12 protein-coding genes and 1 tRNA gene are annotated in these 14233 nt (G+C 69.7%); 10 read left to right on the top strand and 3 right to left on the bottom strand.

The genetic code is table 11. The features are described from left to right. Positions 1–97: 97 nt before the first annotated feature. Complete coding sequence (locus tag OV208_RS40485) at positions 98–625, bottom strand: hypothetical protein (protein WP_267579330.1); 528 nt, start codon at positions 623–625, stop codon at positions 98–100. A 385-nt stretch (positions 626–1010) separates the two neighbouring features. On the opposite strand from OV208_RS40485, the gene OV208_RS40480 reads away from it, so the two are divergent. Beyond that, on the top strand, positions 1011–2153 hold the full coding sequence (locus OV208_RS40480) for a hypothetical protein (RefSeq protein ID WP_267579329.1): 1143 nt from the start codon (positions 1011–1013) through the stop codon (positions 2151–2153). A gap of 155 nt (positions 2154–2308) precedes the next feature. Beyond that, the gene (locus OV208_RS40475; RefSeq protein ID WP_267579341.1) at positions 2309–3499 is read left to right on the top strand and encodes a glycosyltransferase family 2 protein; all 1191 of its coding nucleotides are present in this window, start codon (positions 2309–2311) and stop codon (positions 3497–3499) included. A gap of 123 nt (positions 3500–3622) precedes the next feature. Here the strand turns inward: OV208_RS40475 and OV208_RS40470 are convergent, their stop codons facing one another. Next, positions 3623–4498, bottom strand: coding sequence for a CHAP domain-containing protein (locus tag OV208_RS40470; protein ID WP_267579328.1), 876 nt, complete (start codon positions 4496–4498; stop codon positions 3623–3625). Between the two features lie 133 nt (positions 4499–4631). Between OV208_RS40470 and OV208_RS40465 the strand changes: the two genes are divergently transcribed. The 7 genes from OV208_RS40465 to OV208_RS40435 all read left to right on the top strand — a co-directional run bounded on the left by OV208_RS40465 (position 4632) and on the right by OV208_RS40435 (position 11674). Then, complete coding sequence (locus tag OV208_RS40465) at positions 4632–6317, top strand: HEAT repeat domain-containing protein (RefSeq protein ID WP_267579327.1); 1686 nt, start codon at positions 4632–4634, stop codon at positions 6315–6317. A 45-nt stretch (positions 6318–6362) separates the two neighbouring features. Beyond that, a complete protein-coding gene (locus tag OV208_RS40460; protein ID WP_267579326.1) occupies positions 6363–8414 on the top strand; it encodes an ATP-dependent helicase in 2052 nt (683 codons plus the stop codon). 207 nt (positions 8415–8621) lie between these two features. Further along, entirely contained in the window at positions 8622–10244 is a 1623-nt protein-coding gene (locus OV208_RS40455; protein WP_267579325.1) for an Hsp70 family protein, read from the top strand. Between the two features lie 8 nt (positions 10245–10252). Further along, the gene (locus tag OV208_RS40450; RefSeq protein ID WP_120545340.1) at positions 10253–10678 is read left to right on the top strand and encodes an SCP2 sterol-binding domain-containing protein; all 426 of its coding nucleotides are present in this window, start codon (positions 10253–10255) and stop codon (positions 10676–10678) included. Between the two features lie 19 nt (positions 10679–10697). Beyond that, the gene (locus tag OV208_RS40445; protein WP_267579324.1) at positions 10698–10982 is read left to right on the top strand and encodes a hypothetical protein; all 285 of its coding nucleotides are present in this window, start codon (positions 10698–10700) and stop codon (positions 10980–10982) included. A gap of 85 nt (positions 10983–11067) precedes the next feature. Beyond that, positions 11068–11139: transfer RNA gene (locus OV208_RS40440), tRNA-Val, on the top strand. Positions 11140–11383: 244 nt separating this feature from the next. Then, positions 11384–11674: a hypothetical protein gene (locus tag OV208_RS40435; protein ID WP_267579323.1), complete on the top strand. Its 291-nt coding sequence runs from the start codon at positions 11384–11386 to the stop codon at positions 11672–11674. A gap of 112 nt (positions 11675–11786) precedes the next feature. Here OV208_RS40435 and OV208_RS40430 read toward each other — a convergent pair whose 3' ends face one another. Continuing rightward, positions 11787–12737, bottom strand: coding sequence for a TerC family protein (locus tag OV208_RS40430; RefSeq protein ID WP_420715102.1), 951 nt, complete (start codon positions 12735–12737; stop codon positions 11787–11789). A 404-nt stretch (positions 12738–13141) separates the two neighbouring features. Here OV208_RS40430 and OV208_RS40425 point away from each other — a divergent pair, with 404 nt between their 5' ends. Then, entirely contained in the window at positions 13142–14203 is a 1062-nt protein-coding gene (locus OV208_RS40425) for a carbohydrate-binding protein (RefSeq protein ID WP_267579340.1), read from the top strand. The last annotated feature ends 30 nt before the right edge of the window (positions 14204–14233 follow it).

Here is a 14233-nt window from a genome sequence, read left to right as displayed (position 1 = left end):
CGGTGCAGATCTCCTGCCCGCAATGCTCGATGCAGTACGTGCTGGATGCCCGACTCCTGCCGCCCGGCGGCGCTTCGGTGCAGTGCACGCGATGTGGTCACGTCTTCATGGCTTCGCCACAGGGGGCCGTCCCGCCCGCTCCGAAGCCTCCGCCCGCTGGCGGCGGCGTGGACCGCACGGGTGCCCAGTCCTCCACCCAGGTTTTTGGCGGTGACACGGCCGGTCTGAGGTCCACGCAGCTGTTCGCGGGACAGACGACGTCCACCGGCTCGTTCGTCCCGCAGCCGACGCCGCCTTCCGGACCGCTGAGTTCGTCCGGCGTCATCCCGCCTCCACCCACCATCGCGCCCGTCGCGGGCGCGCCCCGGCCTCCGGTGAGCACCACCACGTCCGGCGTGCCTCCTCCCCAGGCCATGGGCCACACGCGGGCCTTCGGGGTCGTGGGGCCGGCGTCCGGCGGGGCAGGGGGCCCAGGGGTGGCAGCGCCTTCCGTGGGGATGCCTCCGGTGCCGTCGTCGGCGATGGGCGCGCAGCAGCAGGGGGCGACGCGGGCGTTTGGCGCGGTCCCGGGCCCCGTGGCTTCGCCTTCGACCGCGCCGGTCGGCTCCACCCCGGCGTTCGGCACGGTGCGGGGTCCTTCGCCTTCGGGGTCAAGCGAAGCGGCCAGTGGATCCACCCGGGCATTCGGTGCGGTGCCAGGCACTTCGCCTTCGGGCGCGTTCGAAGCGGCCAGTGGATCCACCCGGGCATTCGGCGCGGTGCCGGGTCCTTCGTCCTCGGGTGCGTTCGATGCGGCGTCGGGTTCAACGCGGGCGTTCGGCGCGGTGTCTGGTCCTCCGGAGCCGGTCTCTCCTCGGGCTCCGCCCCGGCCCTTTGGTGACATCTCGCCCTCGGGAGATTCGGCGGATTCGCCCTGGTCGGGGGGCTCGTCGGGCTCCCGGTCCAAGCTTGTTCCAGCGGGCCACGACAGCGAGCCGTGGGCGACCTCCGCTCCAACGGCGAGCGTCGCGTTGCCCGACGATGAGGCGCTGTTCGCTCGGACCGTCCCATCGCGTCCCGCCGCGACGGGTGAATCCTTGCTGGGCGGCGGACTGGAGCGACCCCTTCCGGCGCGCAAGCCCGGTGGGGACCCGCCTCCGGAGCTGCTCGGGGCTTCGAAGTCCGAACCGGTGATGATCGAGTACGGGCCCGGGGAGGGCTCGTCCTCCACGCTGATGCGCGCGCTCCTCGTGCTCGCGGTGGTCGCGGGCCTGGGGCTCGCCGGGTACCTGGCGTATCCCGCCTTCCGCGACCGCAACACCGCCATGCCGGCGGCGGCCGTGGAAGAGAAGGACCGCGCCGTGGCGCTCCTGCGCCGCGATGATGCGGCCTCTCGCGAGCAGGCCATCCAGAGCCTCCAGTCCCTCGCCGCGACCCACCCGAAGTACGCCGAGGTCCAGGCCGAGCTCGCCGTGGCGCTCACCCTCCAACTGGCCGACCTGAACGCGGATTTCGACCGGCTGCGCAGCCAGTCGGATCAGCTCCAGGCGCAGCTCGACGAACTCACCGCCAGCAAGACCCCGGCGGATTGGGAGAACCGCGCGAACGCGCTGCGCTCCCAGATGCAGGAGCTGGGACGCGAACAGGAGCCGCTGCGCGAGGCCATCGCCGCGCGCCGCACGAAGCTCGACGCCCAGATGGGCCTGGTGCGCGCCGCCCCCGAAGTGGAGCCCGCCGCGACCGTGGCCGCGCGCCTGAAGGCCCAGGCCCTCTACGCCGCGGTCACCAGCGCTCCCGATGCGCTGGCCCTGGCCCAACGCCTGCGTCAGGCGGAGCTCACCGCCGCCTGGAGCCTGCTCGCCCACGCCGAGTACGCCCTCAGCTCGGGCTCTCCCCCGAGCACCCTCCAGAACGTGTCGAAAGAGTTGGAGGGGCTGCGCTCGCAGGACCGTGGCCTCATGCGCGCCTATGTCCTGGGCGCGCGACTGGCCCTCCGCCAGGGCGATCCCACGACGGCCCGCACGCTGCTGGATGAGACCCTGGCCCTCAACGGCAAGCACGAACTCGCCCAGCGCATGCTCACCCAGCTTCCCTCCACGGAGCCGACGCCGGAGCCCACCCGCGTGCCCACGCCGGATCCCATCACCGAGCCCGCGCCAGAGCCCGAGCCCTGAAGCGTTGACCGGATCACCTCCCCGGCCACCCTGGAGAAACTCCAGTCCGACCCTGGGGAGGGCAGGCTCCGCCGCTCCGGATGCCCCCTGAAGGCCACGGCACGGGCCTTGCTGAGTCCACGCTCGTCGAGGACTCGGGTTCGGAGGGTAGGTCGATGGCGGAGGTCTTCTTCTGGTGCGCGGCGCTGGCACTCGTGCACACTTATTTTCTCTATCCCCTGAGCCTGTTCGCCCTGGAGGGCATGGCGCAGGTCTTCCAGAACGCGCGGAGGATGCGCTCTGGAGATGCCGCTCGGGCGAGCGCTCCCGCCGGGCCGCTGCCGTCGGTGAGCCTGGTGGTGGCTGCCTACAACGAGGCGAGCTGCATCGAGCAGAAGCTCCAGAACAGCCTGGCGCTGGACTACCCGGCTGACCGCTTCGAGGTGCTCATCGGTTCGGATGGTTCGTCGGACGGCACGGATGGGCTCGTGCAGAAGTGCGCGGATCCTCGAGTGCGACTGTCGCCCGCGGCCCGCGCTGGCAAGACGACGGTGCTCAACCGCTGCATCCCCTCCGCCCATGGCGACATCGTGCTCCTGTCGGATGCGAACACGATGATCGACGCGGACGCGGTGCGGAAGCTGGTGCGCCACTTCGAGGATCCGGAGGTCGGCGCCGTCTGCGGCAAGCTGCGCCTCTACAACCCCACGAAGCAGGACTACGAGGAGAGCGCGTACTGGAGCTACGAGTCCCTCATCAAGATGTACGAGGGCAAGCGGGGCGCGGTGGTGGGGGCCAACGGCGGTCTGTACGCCATCCGCCGCTCGCTCTACACGCAGCTGCCCGCGTCCACCATCGTGGATGACTTCGTGATTCCGCTGCGCATCATGGAGGCGGGCTACAAGGTCAACTACGAGGAGAACGCCGTCGCCCACGAGGAGACGACCGAGGACTACGGCAAGGAGTTCGGCCGGCGTGCTCGCATCGCGGCGGGCAACTTCCAGAGCCTCAAGCTGGTGCCCGGGCTGCTGCTACCCACCGCGGGCTTCCCCGCGTTCGCGTTCTGGTCGCACAAGCTGCTGCGCTGGTGCGCTCCCGCGCTGATGGTGGCCGCGCTGCTGGCGAACCTGTTCCTGCTCGACAGCACCTTCTACCAGGTGACGCTGCTGGGCCAGACGCTGTTCTACGCCCTGGCGTTCATGGGCAAATCAGAGGTGTTCAAGAGCGGCATCGCGAAGCGCGTGGCGTCCGTGGCGTACTACTTCGTCACCATGAACATGGCGATCGCCGTGGGCTTCTGGCGCTTCCTGCGCAACTCGCAGCGCGCCGCGTGGGACCGCACCGCCCGGGTGCCAACCTCCACGTAGTTGTCGGATTTCTTGAAGAAGGCAGTGCAGGCCCGTCGGTCTCCCTGGCGGCGCTCCGGCTGGTTCCGGAAGCGCCCCGGTCGTGACCGACGGGCTTTCTTCGTGACGCGCGGGGCAGGGGAGCTACCGGGCCGCCACCGCCACGGGCTTCGCGGTGCCAGCGGGCAGCACGCTGCCGAACGCGGCGAAGAGCTGCCCGGTGAGGACGTGCGTCTGTCCGGGACCGGGGTTTCGCAGCATGTCGTTGAGCACCTCGCCCGTCTTCGGATCGCGGGGCAGGTGGGGGCGCGCCAGGTTCATCCGGTAGCGCACGACGCCGCGCTTCACCCGGTGGATGACGGTCACGGTGCCATCCGAATCCACCTTGTCCACGAGGCCCACGTGCGTGAGCCCGTCGTTGCGGCGCCCGTCGCGGTTCTGATCATACGTCTCGCGGAAGAACACCAGGTCCCCCGGCACGGGCCGGCCTTCCGTGTACACGCGGCCATTCGCGCGGGCGTAGCGGTAGAGCGCGGTGACGCCGTTGTCCCCAGGCTTCAATGTGCCCCGGAACGTCAGGCCCGCCTGCGCATACGTGGCCTCGATGAGCGCCGTGCAGTCCGCCGGATAGCGCCGGCCGTTCACCTGGACCGACGACCCTCCCACCAGTGCGCGCGCCGTGGTGAGCACGCGCTCGCGGGGATTGGCGACGGGGGCAGGGCTCACGGCGGTCGTCTTCGCGGGCGTGACGGCGGGGCGCGCCTTCGCCGCGGGGGCCTTCGCCACTGAGGTGCCCTTCGTCCCCGTGTCCGGACGGCCCTTCGCGGGACGCTCGGCGGAGGCCGGGGGGCGGGGGCTCTCACGCGGTGTCACCGACGCGGACAGCGCGGCGCGGGGGAAAGCCGGCGGCGAGGCCGAGTGGTAGCGCACTGACTCGGAGGCCACCCAGCCGCCCACGGGGGACCCGGTCGCACAGCCCGTCGTCATCGCCAGCATCGCCATCCATGCGCCCAGCCTCATGGCCACCTCTCCCTGTAGCGTCCTGGGGCACAGGCTCCCCCCGGTGGCCCGTGTGGTCAAAAAAACCACCCAGGCAACCGGGCGGGACGGCTCGGGTTTTCGCCGGGGGGCGGGTGGGGTATTGCTGGAGGAGATGCCCACCTTCCGCCGCGCCCTCGCCCTGCTCCTGCTGGCCACCGGTTGCTCGCACAAGTCCTTCGAGCGCGCGAGCGAACAGAACACCGTCCAGGCCTACCGCGACTTCCTGCGCGAGTACCCGGATGATCCCGAAGCGACGACGGCCGAGGGGCGCATAGAAGGGCTGGAGTTCGAAGAGGCGAAGCGCCTGCACTCGGTCATCGCCTACAAGCGCTTCCTGGAGACGTACCCGGACGCGCCGCAGACGCGGGTGGTGAAGTCCCTGCTGGAGGGCCTGCGCTTCAACGCGGCGAAGCAGGCGGACACCGAAGCCGGGTGGCGGCAGTTCCTCTCGGAGCACCCCGACGGCACCCACAAGGACGAGGCCCGGGCGATGCTGCAGGCGGCCGAATCGCGCGACATGCGCACCACGACCGACCTGACGCGCATGGTGACCCTCCTGAAGGGGCAGGCGGAAGGCACGCCCCGCGATGAGCTGGAGCGGAAGCTGGACGACGAGAGCTACGCCCAGGCCACCGACGCCGGGAAGCTCTTCGCCTACCTGCGCGACTTCGCCTCGGGCGTGCACCGCGAGGAGGCCCGCGTCCGGCTGTTGGAGTTGGAAGTGGAGGGACTGCTCGTCTCCGGGCTCGTGGACGAGGCCGAGGCGAAGGTGAAGCTCCACCCGCTGGGCCCGAAGCTGACGGGCTTTCCCGCGCGCCTCGCCCGCGCCCGCGCCGAACAGGGTGCCCTGGCCCGCACGGAGCCCGCCGCCCGCGCGATGCAGGCCGGCCACTACCTGCGCGACCTGGAGGACCTGAAGCGCGCCCTGGTCGCGCCGGATCCGCTGGACCGCTGGCAGGCGGCCGAGGAGCTGGGGCAGCACGTGTCGGTGCGCGTGGTGGATCCGCTCCTGGAGGCGCTGCGCACGGCGCGCAACCCGCTGATCCGCCAGAACGCGATGACGTCGCTGCGCACGGTGCTCACCGCGCTGCCCGCCCCCGTGGCCGGCTACGAGGTCGCCGTCCGGCTGGAGTCCCTGCGCGAGCGCGCCAGCAGCCCGGAGCTGTACCTCTCCGTCGCGGCGCTCCTGGACCTGAGCGGCCAGTTGGAGCAGGCCGCCAGCCAGTACCAGCGCGTCTATGAATCCGGCGGCACGGATCCGGTGGTGCTCTGGCGCTGGGTGCAGTTGCGCGAACAGCGCCACCAGGCCTTCTCCGCCGCGGTGGCGGCCCGGCAGCTCGCGGTGTGGGCCCAGACGACCGCGCGGGACGAGGCGGTGTCAGGGGAGGGTGGGATTCCGCTCGCGGCTGCCCGGCAGTTGTGCGCGGCCGTGGTGGACGCCCGGTTCGCGGCCCAGGCCATCACCCGCGCCCGCTCCGTCAAGACGGAGTTCCCGGAGGACCTGGCCACCTTCGAGCGCACCGCCCAGGACGCGGTGCGCCTCGCCGAGGCGAAGCTCGCGGACGCGGAATTGATCCTGCGCCAGCAGCACCCCGGCGTCCGCACCTGCGCGGATCAGCAGGTGACCGAACGCCTGTCCCAGGGCGTGAAGGAGCGCACCGAGGCGCTCCAGGCGTCGAACGCGAAGTTGCCGAAGCCCGTGGGCGTGCTGCTCCTGGAGCTGGCCCGCGAGCGCGATCCTTCTCCGGAGGTCCGGGCCGTGGCGGCCTCCCGGTTGGCTGGATCCACCCCTCCCTGAGACGGACTGGCACCCCCGGTCGCGGCGGTTAGAGTGCTGCCCCCCATGACCGCCCCCTCGCCGCTGATCCGCGCCGTCCCCTCCAGTGCGCCCCCGCGCCTGGACCTGGACGCGTCGCTCAACGACGAGCAGCGCGCGGCGGTGGAGGCAGGGGAGGGCCCGGTGCTCGTCATCGCCGGGGCGGGTTCCGGCAAGACGCGCACGCTCACGTACCGCGTGGCGCGCATGCTGGAGCGGGGCGTTCCCCCGGACTCGCTGCTGCTGCTCACGTTCACCAACAAGGCCGCGCGCGAGCTGCTCCGCCGCGTGGAGGAGCTGGCCGGCGGCTTCGCGGACGTAAGCCGGCTCATGGGCGGCACCTTCCACCACGCCGCGCACCTGCTGCTGCGCGAGCACGCGGGCGCGATTGGCTTCTCCACCGCCTTCACGGTGTTGGACCGCGAGGACTCACGCGACCTGATGGCCACGTGCCTCGCCGAGCGCAAGCTGCGCAGCGACAAGCGCTTCCCGCGTCCGGACGCGCTGTTGGATCTGGTCTCGCTGGCCACGAACCTCCAGCAGCCGGTGTCCCAGGTGCTGGTGGAACGCCGCCCCCAGATGCTCCCCGTCGCGCCCGAGGTGTTCGCCACCGCCCGCCGCTTCCAGCAGCGCAAGGCGCAGATGCACCTGATGGACTACGACGACCTGCTCGCGCACCTGAAGCGCCTGCTGGAGGAGCATCCCGTCATCCGCGCGGAGCTCACGGCGCGCTTCCAGGGCGTGCTCGTGGACGAGTACCAGGACACCAACCGCCTCCAGGGCGACCTCGTGGACCTGCTCGTGGGCGAGCGCAAGAACCTCACCGTCGTGGGCGACGACTGCCAGTCCATCTACAGCTTCCGCGGCGCGGAGTTCACCAACATCATCGACTTCCCCCAGCGCTACCCTGGCTGCGGCATCTACCCGCTCACGCGCAACTACCGCTCCACGCCCCAGGTGCTGCGGATGGCCAACGCGGTCATCGCGCACAACACCCGGCAGTTCCCCAAGGCCCTCGTGTCCGACGGCGCCCCGGGCCCCATGCCCCAGGTCGTCCCCACCCGCGACGTGCGGGGCCAGGCCGCCTTCGTCACCGAGCGCGTCCTCGCGCTGCGCGCCCAGGGCCAGCGGCTGGAGTCCATGGCGGTGCTCTACCGCGCCCACCTGCACTCGTTGGAGCTCCAGGTGGAGCTGGCACGAAACGGCCTGCCCTTCCGGGTGCGCTCCGGCGTGCGCTTCTTCGAACAGGCCCACATCAAGGACGCGCTCGCGCACCTGAGATGGGTGCACAACCGCACGGACGAGATGGCCTTCAAGCGGCTCGTGCGGAAGCTCTCTGGCGTGGGCGCCGCCAGCACCGAACACCTGTGGACCGCCCTGGGAGCGCTGCCCCCGGAGCTGCCCCTGTCGGAGGCCCTGACACATCCGGACGTCGTGGCCCACGTGCCGCGCAAGGCCCAGGCCGGGTTCCAGCGCTTCCAGGCCCTCATCACCACGCTCTGTGCCAGCGGACCGCGAGGCCCGGGGGCCCTGCTCGCGGACGTGCTCGCGGCGCGGGACGCCACGGCCGCCTCCGAAGTGGCCGACCTGCGCGCCCAGGACCTCCGCCAACTCCAGGAGTTCGCCGGGCGCTTCGAGGATGTGCCCCGCTTCCTGTCCGACATCGCCCTGGTCGCCGAGTTCTCCGCGCAGGCGGCCCTGGATGGCGAAGTGCCCGACGACGTGCTCACCCTCTCCACGGTCCATCAGGCCAAGGGCCTGGAGTGGCGGTCCGTCTTCGTCCTGGGCCTCGTGGACGGGCGCTTCCCGTTGTCACTCGCCACCCGGAGCCCCGAGGACGAGGAGGAGGAGCGCCGGCTCTTCTACGTCGCCGTCACCCGGGCGCGCGAAGCGCTCTGGCTCGTGTACCCCCACACCTCGCTGCCCCGGGAGGACGGACGCCTCCTCTTGACCCCCTCGCGCTTCCTGGCCGAGCTGCCCGTCGGTCCTGACGCGGTGTGCGAAACGCTGCCGCCCCCTGAACCCGACGGGCCAATCCGCGTCCGGGAGCTGGGACCGGATCCCGAACCGGAGCCCTAGGCAGGGCCTGCCCCGAGGGGCGACGGGCCCTGGAACCGGGTCCCGAACCCCCGGTGCCCGGCCAGCAACAGGGCCCCTTGGCGTGCTGCCCGGTCGGAACTACAGCCAGGGAGGAAGCATCCGCCTAGAAACGCGCACGTAACGGCCCGACGTGCTAGAGAGTGAGAACGGGCGCGGCCTCCCCCTGGCGTGCGCTCGCTGAACTTCATGGCGGACAGACCACGCATCGTCGGGATTGACCTGGGCACCACCAACACCCTGGTGGCGTCCGTGCGCAACCGCATCCCGAAGATCGTCCCCACGGATCGCGGCAATCTCATCCTGCCCTCCGTGGTCGCGCTCTCTTCCAAGAACGATCTCCTGGTCGGCGGCGTCGCCAAGGACCAGATGGTGACCAACCCCAAGAACACGCTCTGGGGCACCAAGCGGCTCATCGGCCGCAAGTTCCATTCGAAGGCGGTGGACGACCTCAAGGGGTACTTCCCCTACGACATCGTGGAGGACCCCAACGGGGACGCCGCGGTGACGATGGGCGGCAAGCTGTACTCGCTGCCCCAGATCTCCAGCTTCGTGCTCTCGCAGCTGAAGACCATCGCCGAGCAGTTCCTGGGCGGCCCCATCGACGCGGCCGTCATCTCCGTCCCGGCCTACTACAACGACAACCAGCGCAACGCGGTGAAGGAAGCCGGGCGGCTGGCGGGCTTCGACGTGAAGCGCATCGTCAACGAGCCCACCGCCGCGGCGCTCGCGTACGGCTTCAACCGGGGCCTGGATCAGAAGATCCTCGTCTATGACCTGGGCGGCGGCACCTTCGACGTCAGCGTGCTGCACCTGGCTGGCAACGTCTTCGAGGTGCTCGCCACCGGCGGCGACACGTTCCTGGGCGGCGCGGACTTCGACAACCGCATCATGGAGTACGTGCTGGAGCGCTTCCGCGACGAGACGAAGGTCGACCTCGCGGACCACCCCATCGCCCTGCAGCGCATCAAGAACGCCGCCGAGGCGGCGAAGATCGACCTGACGCTCATTCCGAACGTCGTCATCGACCTGCCCTACATCGAAGAGCGCAAGGGCAAGCCGATGGACCTGCGCATCCCGCTCACCCGCGACTATCTGAACAACCTCACGGGCGATCTGGTGGACCGCACCTTCGAGATCTGCGACCGCGTGCTCGCGGAGAAGGGCATCTCCCGCTCGGAGATCGACGAGATCATCCTCGTCGGCGGCCAGAGCCGCATGCCGCTGGTGCAGCAGAAGATCCAGGCCCACTTCGGCAAGGCCCCGCGCAAGGGCGTGCACCCGGATGAGTGCGTGGCCCTGGGCGCGGCGCTGCTGGGCGACTCGCTGGGCAGCATCGACGCGGTGACGCTGCTGGACGCGCTGTCCATGCCCATTGGCTACGCGATGCCCAACGGCCGCGTGAAGCGCATCATCGAGAAGAACTCGCTCATCCCGATGGTGAAGAGCTTCCGCCTGCCACCGCCCAAGGACGCGGGCTCGCCCTTCATCGAACTGGATATCTACCAGGGCGACAGCGACCTGATGGTGGACAACGAGTACCTGGGCACGGTGCGCGTGCCGGCCGCATCCGCGGGCCGGAAGATCGATTTCCGCCTCACCGAGGAGTGTCTGCTCCAGGTGCAGGTGGAGGACAACACCGGCACGTTGCGCAAGGTGGACCTGGCCACGCGCGACACGCCGGAGCAGTTGAAGAAGGCCCTGTTGGAGGTGTCCGCGCGCAACGCGCAGGCGGCCCCCTCCACCAGCACCGCGTCGAATGACGACCGGGGCCTCTTCTCCAGCATCAAGAGCATCTTCCGCAGGGGGTAGGGGAAGCGATGCCGAAGTTTCCGTCGAAGGAATGGCTGGACGAGGCCGTCCGGCTCACCAACTCGGATCCCGAGTGCGCCATGGCCGGCAAGGGCTGGAAGGGCGACTTCGGGGCCATCATTGACGCGGAGCCGGGCAAGCTGGCGAAGCCCTTCGTGGTGCACGTCGTCCCCGGGGACTGCCGCATCGAGAAGGCCCGCGTGCTGTCGGATCCGGACGACCTGGAGGAGCTGGAGCCGGTGTACCTGGCGCGCGCGCCCTATTCCGTCTGGAAGCAGCTCCTGCTGGGCACGCTCGATCCCGTGGATGCCGTGCTCAAGCGCCGCATCTCCATGAAGGGCGACCTGCAACCCCTCATCGAACGCATGCGCTACAAGGGCATCGCGGACCGCGTCTTCGCCTCCCTGAAGACCGAGTTCCCCGACGGCACCTGACCAAGGACTCCGCACCGCCATGGGCATCCGGGACACGTTGAAGAAGCAGGCACTGGGACTCTCCGGCAAGGCCATGGAGAAGCTCATGGGCGACGAGAAGCGCGCCATGGCGGTGGCCCAGGCCATCGGGAAGGTCCAGCGCGGCAAGCAGGCGCTCGACCGGGGGCAGGACGAGGTGATGAAGGCCCTGCACTTCGCGCCCAAGAGCGAGTTCAAGGCCGTGGGAAAGCAGCTGGCGGGCCTCAAGCGCCGCCTGCGCGAGCTGGACGAGAAGCTGGACGCGCTGTCGGAAGGCTCCTCCTAGAAATTGCGTTGACACCCACGCGGACGAATGGCACTTATCGCCGCGTCCGTTGCGCAGCGGTGGGGCGCGGCGGCACACAGAAGTCGGGCGCATAGCTCAGTGGTAGAGCACTGCCTTCACACGGCAGGGGTCGCAGGTTCAAGCCCTGCTGCGCCCACTCGAAACGAAATAGGCCGTGAGTCCCACAAGGACTCACGGCCTTTCGCTTTTCCACCTCTCAACACTGACGCGCGGTTCCCGGACGGGGTCCCCGTCGGCTGCCTCACGCGAGGGGGCCTCCAGTGTCGGGTTCCGGCGCAATCGACACCGGCGGGTCTGGGGAAAGATCCAGCCGCTGTGTCACCTTCACGGGCGTGCCCAGGACATTGCGATTCACGTGGGATCAGCAGGGTCGTGCGGTCGTGAACGGCCTTCCTCCGGACGACGTGCTGGCGGACTACCTGGCCCAGGAGCTGGGCTTCGAGCCGGCTCGGGCGCAGAAGATGCTGCGCGTCCTCAACGCCGTACGCTACGGCAAGCGCGATCGCTGGGACGTCACCGGCGACGCGTGGAGCCTGGAGTTGTCCCCCGTGCGGGCCTCCATCCACAGTGAGGAGACCATCCCCGGACGCTCCCAGGAGCTGTCCCTGGAGGAGTTCGAGCACGTCGTCCGCTCCTGGCTGGAGTTCATGGAGCTGTCGCGGGCGCACTGAGCGGCGGCGGACAAAAAACAGCCCGAGCCCCCACGCGCTTCGGGGGCCCGGGCCTGGAGCCCCACACCCCATGGGACCCACAGCTTCGCAATCTCCAGAAGGCTGACGCGGCTCAGGCCTTGGTCGCGGACGGGAGCTTCTCGCCGTCCGGCGTCGGCGCCTGCGGCGGCGTGTGGCGGGCCTTCACCAGCGAGGCCACGATGCTGGTGCCCAGCACCAGCCCGATGACGCCCAGGGACACCGCGGGCGACAGGTGCACCACGTCCACCAGCGCCATCTTCGCGCCCACGAAGATGAGGACGCCGGACAGGCCCACCTTCAGGTAGCTGAACTTCTCCATCGCCCCGGCCATCAGGAAGAAGAGCGAGCGCAGGCCCAGGATGGCGAAGATGTTGGACGTGAAGACGATGAACGGGTCGCGCGTCACGGCGAAGATGGCCGGGATGGAGTCCAGCGCGAAGAGCACGTCGGACGCTTCCACCAGCAGCAGCGCCATCAGGAGCGGCGTCGCCAGCTTGCGGCCGTTCTCCACCGTGAGGAAGTGCTGCCCGTCGAAGTTCGGCGTGGAGGGAATCACGCGGCGCGCGGTGCGCATGAGCCAGCCGTCCTCCGGGTGCTCCTCCGCGTTGCGCTGGAGGAAGAGCTTGATGCCCGTGAGGATGAGGAACGCGCCGAAGACGTAGATGAGCCAGTGGAAGCGCTCCAGCATCGCCACGCCCGCGAAGATCATCGCCGCGCGCAACACCAGCGCGCTCAGGATGCCCCAGAAGAGCACCCGGTGCTGGTAGAGCGCCGGGATCTTCATCGCGGAGAAGATGACGACGAAGACGAAGATGTTGTCGACGGAGAGCGACTTCTCGATGAGGTAGCCGGTGAGGAACTCCATCCCCGGCCCGGAGCCGTAGCGCCACCAGAGGATGCCGTTGAAGGTCAGCGCCAGGCTCACCCACACCGCGCTCCACGCACCGGCCTCCTTGAAGCTGATCGCGTGGGCCTTGCGGTGGAAGACGCCCAGGTCCAACGCGAGCATCGCGAAGACAAAGGCGATGAAGCCACCCCACATGAGGGGGCTTCCAATGGTTTGTATCGAGTCCAAGGCATTCACCTGGAAAGGGGGGGCTGAAAAGCCAACCCTCTTCAGATAGGGGTCTGGCGACTCTTCGGCAAATAGGGAATCCGGACGCGAAGCTTCGGGAAAAGCGAAGTATCGCGAAAGCAGGCAGGCGGAAGGCGTGGGGAGGCGGGCAATCGGGGGCCGCTACCGCTGGGGCAAGGATGGGAAGTGTTCACGAACGCCAGGGTTTGCAAAAGCCCCGGCCAAGAACGCTTTCACCGGGCCAGTGAGACCCGCCAGGCGCTCGGCCCCTCCGTGGCACGCGAGCGCAAGGTGCCGGGCGTGGGGATGAGGCCGCTGGCGACGTGTCGCGGCCCTCCCGTCTCGTGGCCCCAGCACAAGGACACCCCCTCCTGATGCGCAACCGCTTCGTCTTCACGTCCAGCGCCCTGCTGCTGGCGCTCCATGCTGTTGGCTGCGGCGCGAGCCCCGAGCCCGAGCAGACCCCCACCGGAGAGGTCGCCACCCCCACGCCCGCCCCGGGCCTCCCCACGTCTCCCACCCCGGTCCCCGAACCGGAGGGCACGCCCGAACCCACGCCGTCACAGACCGAGCCGCCGCCGGACCCCACGGTGCCCGCTCCCACTCCGACAGAGCCCACCACCCCCGAGCCCACCACCCCCGCCCCCACGCCTGGCGGTGTGGATGGCTTTGGCGTGACGATGCTCTACCCGTCGAAGGCGGGCGGAGAGGCGTGGGCGCTCGCGGAGGACGCGAAGGCGGATGCGCGCTTCAACCCCCAGGGCACCATCACCCGCAACGCGGATGGCTCCTGGAAGATGAAGAGCTCCCAGGTGCGCATGAGCGCGTACCCGTCCACGGGCTACGACCCGAAGCAGATCGCCACGTATGACCGGGACGTGCTCGCGAGCCGGGGCTACATGCAGGCGGCGAACGACTGGAAGAACATCGAGATGACCGGCTTCGTGAAGGTCAACGCGGCCTCCAACGCCCAGGACAACTTCGCGTGGTACGCGCGCGGCGGGAAGCACAACGACGACCATGATGGCTGCGAGGGCAGCAGCTACAAGGGCGGCCTGCACTACGACGGACGCGTGCGCTTCGAGAAGGAGACGTGGCACGTGTCCTACGACCAGGGCCAGTACAAGCCCGCCACCACGCCGCTGAAGGGCCGCTGGGTGGGCTTCAAGGCGGTGATGCTCAACGTGCCGGACCCGAAGGGCGCGGAGGCCGTGAAGCTGGAGCTCTACGTCAACGAGAACGCCGACAAGGTCACCTGGAAGAAGGTCTACGACATGACGGACGCGGGGGCCTGGGGCGGTGATGCGCAGCACTGCGGCGGCTCCGTGGGGGCGATGCCCATCACCTGGGGTGGCCCCATCGCGACGTTCCGGTGGGACAACGCCAACGACGTGGACTTCAAGTGGATGAGCGTCCGGGAAATCCAGCCGTAGCCCGGTCGCGGCCCGGCGTCCGGTAGTCAT

Source organism: Corallococcus sp. bb12-1, from assembly GCF_026626765.1.
GTDB lineage: Bacteria > Myxococcota > Myxococcia > Myxococcales > Myxococcaceae > Corallococcus > Corallococcus terminator.
The sequence above is the reverse complement of the archived record's forward strand: the minus strand, read 5'-3'. Positions and strand labels throughout refer to the sequence as shown.

Bases quoted from the DNA above. Each gene is read 5' to 3' on its own strand.
- OV208_RS40460 (WP_267579326.1), top strand. From the start codon at position 6,363: ATGACCGCCCCCTCGCCGCTGATCCGCGCCGTCCCCTCCAGTGCGCCC.
- OV208_RS40475 (WP_267579341.1), top strand. From the start codon at position 2,309: ATGGCGGAGGTCTTCTTCTGGTGCGCGGCGCTGGCACTCGTGCACACT.
- OV208_RS40470 (WP_267579328.1), bottom strand. From the start codon at position 4,498: ATGAGGCTGGGCGCATGGATGGCGATGCTGGCGATGACGACGGGCTGT.
- OV208_RS40430 (WP_420715102.1), bottom strand. From the start codon at position 12,737: ATGTGGGGTGGCTTCATCGCCTTTGTCTTCGCGATGCTCGCGTTGGAC.
- OV208_RS40455 (WP_267579325.1), top strand. From the start codon at position 8,622: ATGGCGGACAGACCACGCATCGTCGGGATTGACCTGGGCACCACCAAC.
- OV208_RS40450 (WP_120545340.1), top strand. From the start codon at position 10,253: ATGCCGAAGTTTCCGTCGAAGGAATGGCTGGACGAGGCCGTCCGGCTC.
- OV208_RS40445 (WP_267579324.1), top strand. From the start codon at position 10,698: ATGGGCATCCGGGACACGTTGAAGAAGCAGGCACTGGGACTCTCCGGC.
- OV208_RS40465 (WP_267579327.1), top strand. From the start codon at position 4,632: ATGCCCACCTTCCGCCGCGCCCTCGCCCTGCTCCTGCTGGCCACCGGT.